Origin of the sequence: Rhodopseudomonas sp. B29 (assembly GCF_000333455.1) — a bacterium.
Classification (GTDB): domain Bacteria; phylum Pseudomonadota; class Alphaproteobacteria; order Rhizobiales; family Xanthobacteraceae; genus Rhodopseudomonas.
Genome location: NZ_BADD01000363.1, coordinates 1 through 5,696 on the forward strand (window position 1 = coordinate 1; position 5,696 = coordinate 5,696).

The 5,696-nt window shown below is 65.2% G+C and carries 5 protein-coding genes; 4 read left to right on the top strand and 1 reads right to left on the bottom strand.

Features of this window, described 5'->3' with window-relative positions; all coding sequences use genetic code 11:
- Positions 1-240: 240 nt before the first annotated feature.
- A complete protein-coding gene (locus I5M_RS13045) occupies positions 241-990 on the bottom strand; it encodes a carboxylesterase (protein WP_022721803.1) in 750 nt (249 codons plus the stop codon).
- 502 nt (positions 991-1,492) lie between these two features.
- On the opposite strand from I5M_RS13045, the gene I5M_RS13050 reads away from it, so the two are divergent.
- From I5M_RS13050 to I5M_RS31390, 4 genes are all read left to right on the top strand, one after another.
- Positions 1,493-2,524: a class 1 fructose-bisphosphatase gene (locus I5M_RS13050; RefSeq protein ID WP_022721804.1), complete on the top strand. Its 1,032-nt coding sequence runs from the start codon at positions 1,493-1,495 to the stop codon at positions 2,522-2,524.
- A 41-nt stretch (positions 2,525-2,565) separates the two neighbouring features.
- Positions 2,566-3,441: a phosphoribulokinase gene (locus I5M_RS13055; protein WP_022721805.1), complete on the top strand. Its 876-nt coding sequence runs from the start codon at positions 2,566-2,568 to the stop codon at positions 3,439-3,441.
- Between the two features lie 31 nt (positions 3,442-3,472).
- Positions 3,473-5,485 (top strand): transketolase, encoded by a 2,013-nt coding sequence (tkt, locus tag I5M_RS13060; RefSeq protein WP_022721806.1) that lies wholly within the window; start codon positions 3,473-3,475, stop codon positions 5,483-5,485.
- Between the two features lie 59 nt (positions 5,486-5,544).
- On the top strand, positions 5,545-5,696 hold a 152-nt coding region (locus I5M_RS31390), incomplete at its 3' end, for a class II fructose-bisphosphate aldolase (protein ID WP_199900033.1).

A 5,696-nucleotide genomic window follows, 5' to 3' on the forward strand; every position in this document is an offset into this window, starting at 1 on the left:
GGTTAGTGCAGTGGTGACGTCGCGGATGTAAGCGCCGTAACACCGTAGATGGGTTTCGCTTCGCTCAACCCATCCTACGAACTGCAGACTATCAACACCTACAGCGTCATCCTGAGGTGCCCGCGCGTCGCGCGGGCCTCGAAGGATGGGCCGTCTGCCCCGTTGCTGTCATCCTTCGAGGCTCGCTGCGCTCGCACCTCAGGATGACGGCCGGGTTGGTAGACGATGAGATCGCCGATATCAGAGATTGCGCTGCACGAAGCTGTGCAGCTCCGTGGCGATCAGGTCCTTGTCGTTGTCGATGGTGGCGACGTGATACGAGTTGTGGAGCCACAGCAGCTCGACGCGGTCGGAGCCGACATGGCTGGCGATGATCGTGGCGTTGTGCGGCTTCAGCACGTGGTCGACCCGCGAGTTGATCACGAAGGTCGGGCAAATGATCTTCGGCAGCAACGCGCGTGCGGCCGCGGCGAGCCCGATCACCTGTTTGAAGCAGGTCACCGGCACCTGATCGTAGGCCAGTTCCTTGATCGAGGTGTCGACCATGTCGGAGCCGATGCCGGGGACGAACTCCGGCATGTTACGGGCGAACGCCACGCCGGCCATGTCGGGTGAATCGACCTGCACGGCGGCGTTGATCGGGATCACGCCGGCGACCTTGTCGGGATGTGCGGCGGCCAGATACAGCGACAGCGTGCCGCCCATCGACAGGCCGGTGACGAACACCTTGTCGCATTTGGCGGAGAGCTCGAGCAGAGCGTCTTCGGCGCAGGCGACCCAATCCATGGCGGTGGTTTTGGCCATCGCGGCCGGCGACACGCCGTGGCCGGGCAGGCGCGGACCGAGGATCGAATAGCCGCGTTCGCCGAGACGCTCGCCGAGATACCGCATGCTCTGCGGGCTGCCGGTGAATCCGTGCAGCACCAGCACGCCGACCTTGCCGCCTTCGAACGCGAACGGCTCCGCGCCGGCCATCACTGCATCGCTCATCCTGGCTTCCTCCTGACGCGCGGCGCACGGAATCGCGCCGCTTCGATTTCGTTTCTGCTTTCGTGTGTTTCAGATTGGTGCCGCAACCGTCAAGAGTGGTGCGCTGCTGCTTCGCAACAGCGGTAAATTCCGTAATCGGGTAGTGGAAAATGCCGCCTGCAACGAAAGTATGTAGCGCGAGATCTGGGCTGCAAATGCTTGGCAAAGGCCTGTTTTGGCGCCCGATAACTGATCTAAATCACGTCCGCATGCGACCAAGGATGCAAATTGGCGGGCGGCCGCTGGTGCTCGCGGTACCTAAATGAGGGCGTCGTGCCGGCGACATAAGATTCTCTCATGTGGTATCAAGGAAAATGAAATTTCTCTTATGGCGCTCACAAGCTCACAAGCTCCCCGCGACGGAGCCGAGCTGTGGCGAAAAGCCGGGATGTCGAGCCAGACGATTTCGTGCCAAGGCTCAAGACAGGCCTGACGACAGGGCTGCGTAGCGGGGGACTGAAAAATGGATCAGGGGCAGACGCTTTCTCGATTTCTCGAGTCGCAGGCGGGTGATCCGCAGCGCGCGGCCGTCGCCGCCGCGGTCGGTGCGATTGCCGCAGCGTCGGTCGAGATCTCCGAACTGATCGGGCAGGGCGCGCTGGCCGGCATCACCGGCAAGGCGCACGGTGCCGAGAATGCCGATGGCGACGTCCAGAAGGATCTCGACGTCAAGGCCGAGGAAATCATCGTCAAGGCGCTGAAGAACGTGCCCTGGGCGGCGCTGGCCTCCGAAGAATCCGACAAGCTGGTGATGGGCGATCCGCAGGCGCCGATCGCCATCGCGTACGATCCGCTCGACGGCTCGTCGAACATCGATACCAACATGACGGTCGGGACGATCTTCTCGATCATTCCCAATCAGCCCGGCGTGAAGCCGTTCAGCGCGCCCGGCTCGTGCCAGATCGCCGCCGGCTTCGTGGTCTACGGGCCGCAGACCTCGCTGGTGCTGACGCTCGGCAACGGCGTCGACATCTACACGCTGGATCGCAAGGCCAAGGAATATCGGCTGATCCGCGAGGGCGTGAAGGTGCCGGCCGACACCGCCGAATACGCCATCAACGCTTCCAATCATCGCCACTGGGAGCAGCCGGTGCGCGACTTCGTCGACGAATGCCTCGCCGGCTCGGACGGTCCGCGCGCCAAAGACTTCAACATGCGCTGGATCGGTTCGCTGGTGGCCGAGGCCTATCGCATCCTGACCCGCGGCGGCGTGTTCCTGTATCCGGCCGATTCGCGACCCGGCTACGGCGAAGGCCGGCTCCGCGTTCTCTACGAAACCCATCCGATGGCGTTCGTGATGGAGCAGGCCGGCGGCGCGGCTTCGACTGGCCGCGAGCGCGTGCTCGATCTCGTTGCCAAATCGACCCATCAGCGCTCGCCGCTGATCATGGGCTCGCGCGAGAAGGTCGCCCGCATCGAACTCCTCCACACCGATCCGAGCGCGGCCTCGCGCACGGCGCCGCTGTTCGCCCGCCGAGGCTTGTTTCGCGTCTAAGAGACTTGTTCCGCGTCTAATCGTTCGTCCGAAAGTGCACCATGTCCCGTAAGCATCCGATCATTTCGATCACCGGCTCGTCCGGCGCCGGCACGACGTCCGTGAAGCGGACCTTCGAGCAGATCTTCCGCCGCGAGAACGTCAACGCCGCCTATATCGAGGGCGACGCGTTCCACCGCTATAACCGCGTCGACATGCGCACCAAGATGGCGGAGGAAGCCGAGCGCGGTAATCGCCACTTCAGCCATTTCAGCCCCGAAACCAATCTGTTCGAGGAGCTGGAGCAGACCTTCGCGAGCTACGCCGAGACCGGTACCGGCCGCACCCGCACCTATGTCCACGACGACAAGGAAGCGGCGCTTCACGGCGTGCCGCCGGGCAATTTCACCGAGTGGCATTCGCTGCCCGAAGGCTCCGACTTGCTGTTCTACGAAGGCCTGCACGGCGCGGTGATCACCGAGAAGGTCAACGTCGCGCAGCACGCCGACCTCAAGATCGGCGTCGTGCCGGTGATCAACCTCGAGTGGATCCAGAAGCTGCATCGCGATCGCGCCGATCGCGGCTACTCGACCGAGGCGGTGACCGACACCATTCTGCGCCGCATGCCGGACTACGTGCACTACATCGTGCCGCAATTCGCCGAGACCGATATCAACTTCCAGCGCGTGCCGACGGTCGATACCTCGAACCCGTTCATTGCCCGCTGGATCCCGACCGCCGACGAATCCATGGTGGTGATCCGCTTCAAGAACCCGCGGGGCATCGATTTCGCTTATCTGCTGTCGATGATTCAGGGCAGCTTCATGTCGCGGGCCAATTCGATCGTGATCCACGGCGCCAAGCTCGATCTGGCGATGCAGCTGATCCTGACCCCGCTGATCATGCAACTGATCGATCGCAAGCGCGGGGTGAAATGATGCTTAGCCTTTGCAGTCTCGGGAGGACGGCTTGAATATTTCCGCACGCGACATCCACGGCCAGGTCAGCGATCGCGACCTCGCCAATGCGATCCGCTTCCTCGCCATCGACGGCGTCGAGAAGGCGAAGTCCGGCCACCCCGGCATGCCGATGGGCATGGCCGACGTCGCCACCGTGCTGTTCACGCGCTTCCTGAAGTTCGACGCGGCCGATCCGCATTGGCCCGACCGCGACCGTTTCGTGCTGTCGGCCGGCCACGGCTCGATGCTGCTCTACGCGCTGCTGCATCTGACCGGGTACAAAGACGTCACGATCGATCAGCTCAAGTCGTTCCGGCAGTGGGGCTCCAAGACGCCGGGCCATCCGGAATACGGCCACACCGAAGGCGTCGAGACCACCACCGGCCCGCTCGGCCAGGGCCTCGCCACTTCGGTTGGCATGGCGCTCGCCGAGCGCATGCTCAACGCCCGCTACGGCGATGCGCTGGTCGATCACTACACTTACGTCATCGCCGGCGACGGCTGCCTGATGGAAGGCGTCAGCCACGAGGCGATCTCGCTGGCCGGCCACCTCAAGTTGAACAAGCTGATCGTGCTGTGGGACGATAACCACATCTCGATCGACGGCGACACCTCGCTGTCGTGCTCGGACGATCAGCTCGCGCGCTTCGCGGCGTCGGGCTGGGCCACCACCCGCGTCGACGGCCACGATCCGGAAGCGGTGGCCGCCGCCATCGAAGCCGCGAAGAAGAGTGACCGTCCGTCGCTGATCGCCTGCCGCACCACCATCGGCTTCGGCTCGCCCAAGGTGGCGGGCACCGAAAAGGCGCACGGCGCGCCGCTTGGTCCGGAGGAGGTCGAAAAGACCCGCGCGGCGCTGAACTGGCCGTATCCGGCGTTCGAGGTGCCGGACGCGATCCTGACGCGTTGGCGCGAGGCCGGCAGCCGCGGCAAGACGGCGCACGACGCCTGGGCTCAGCGGCTTGCCGCAGCCGACGCGGCGACGCGGAGCGGCTTCAATGACGCGCTGGCCGGCAAGCTATCGTCCAACTACACGGGCGCGCTGCAGGCGCTGATCGACAAGTTCGCGGCCGACAAGCCGTCAATCGCCACCCGCCAGGCGTCGCAGCTCACCATCGATGCCATCGTGCCGGCCTCGCCGAATATCCTCGGCGGCTCGGCCGACCTGACGCATTCCAACCTGACCCACGCCAAGGGCACCGCGTCGGTCAAGCCGGGCGCGTTCGGCGGCAGCTATCTGCACTACGGCATCCGCGAATTCGGCATGGCGGCGGCGATGAACGGCATCGCGCTCCACGGCGGCTTCGTGCCGTTCGGCGGCACCTTCCTGGTGTTCGCCGATTACAGCCGGCCGGCGCTGCGTCTCGCCGCGCTGATGGGCGTGCGCGTCATCCACGTGATGACCCACGACTCCATCGGCCTCGGTGAGGACGGCCCGACCCATCAGCCGGTCGAGCACGTCTCGTCGCTACGCGCGATCCCCAACCTGTTGGTGTTCCGCCCAGCCGATGCGATTGAGACCGCGCAGGCTTGGGACGTGGCGCTGCAGCAAACCAAGCGGCCCTCGGTGCTGGCGCTGTCGCGCCAGGCGCTGCCGGCGCTGCCGCGCGAAGGCACGGCCGACAATCCGGTCGCGCGTGGCGCTTATTTGGTCATCGATCCGGCCCAGCGCGATGTCACACTGATCGCCACCGGTTCGGAAGTGTCGCTGGCGCTGGAAGCCGCCTGCAAGCTCGAGGCGCTTGGTATCAAGGCCGCGGTGGTGTCGGCGCCGTGCTTCGATCTGTTCGCCGAGCAGGACGACGCCTACCGCGCCAAGGTGCTGGGCACCGCGCCGCGCGTCGGCGTCGAAGCGGCGCTGGACGTCGACTGGCGGCGCTGGATCGGCGATGGCGGCGCCTTCGTCGGTATGACCGGCTTCGGCGCCTCGGCGCCGGCGAACGTGCTGTACCAGAAGTTCGGCATCACCGCGGATGCGGTGGTGGACGCGGCTAAGGGCGTGATCGCCCGCGCCAAGCATTGAACCCCTAGTGTGATGTTCACGGCGGCGGCGCCGCCAAACGATTGGTAGTTGGAGGGATCATGGCCCGTATCACCCTGAGGCAGTTGCTCGATCACGCCGCCGAGCGCGGCTACGGCGTGCCGGCGTTCAACATCAACAACATGGAGCAGGGGCTGGCGATCATGGAGGCGGCGGCCGCGGTCGATGCCCCGGTCATCATCCAGGCGTCGCG

Coding starts and splice junctions, on each gene's coding strand:
- I5M_RS13045 (WP_022721803.1), bottom strand. CDS start 990: ATGAGCGATGCAGTGATGGCCGGCGCGGAGCCGTTCGCGTTCGAAGGC.
- I5M_RS13050 (WP_022721804.1), top strand. CDS start 1,493: ATGGATCAGGGGCAGACGCTTTCTCGATTTCTCGAGTCGCAGGCGGGT.
- I5M_RS13055 (WP_022721805.1), top strand. CDS start 2,566: ATGTCCCGTAAGCATCCGATCATTTCGATCACCGGCTCGTCCGGCGCC.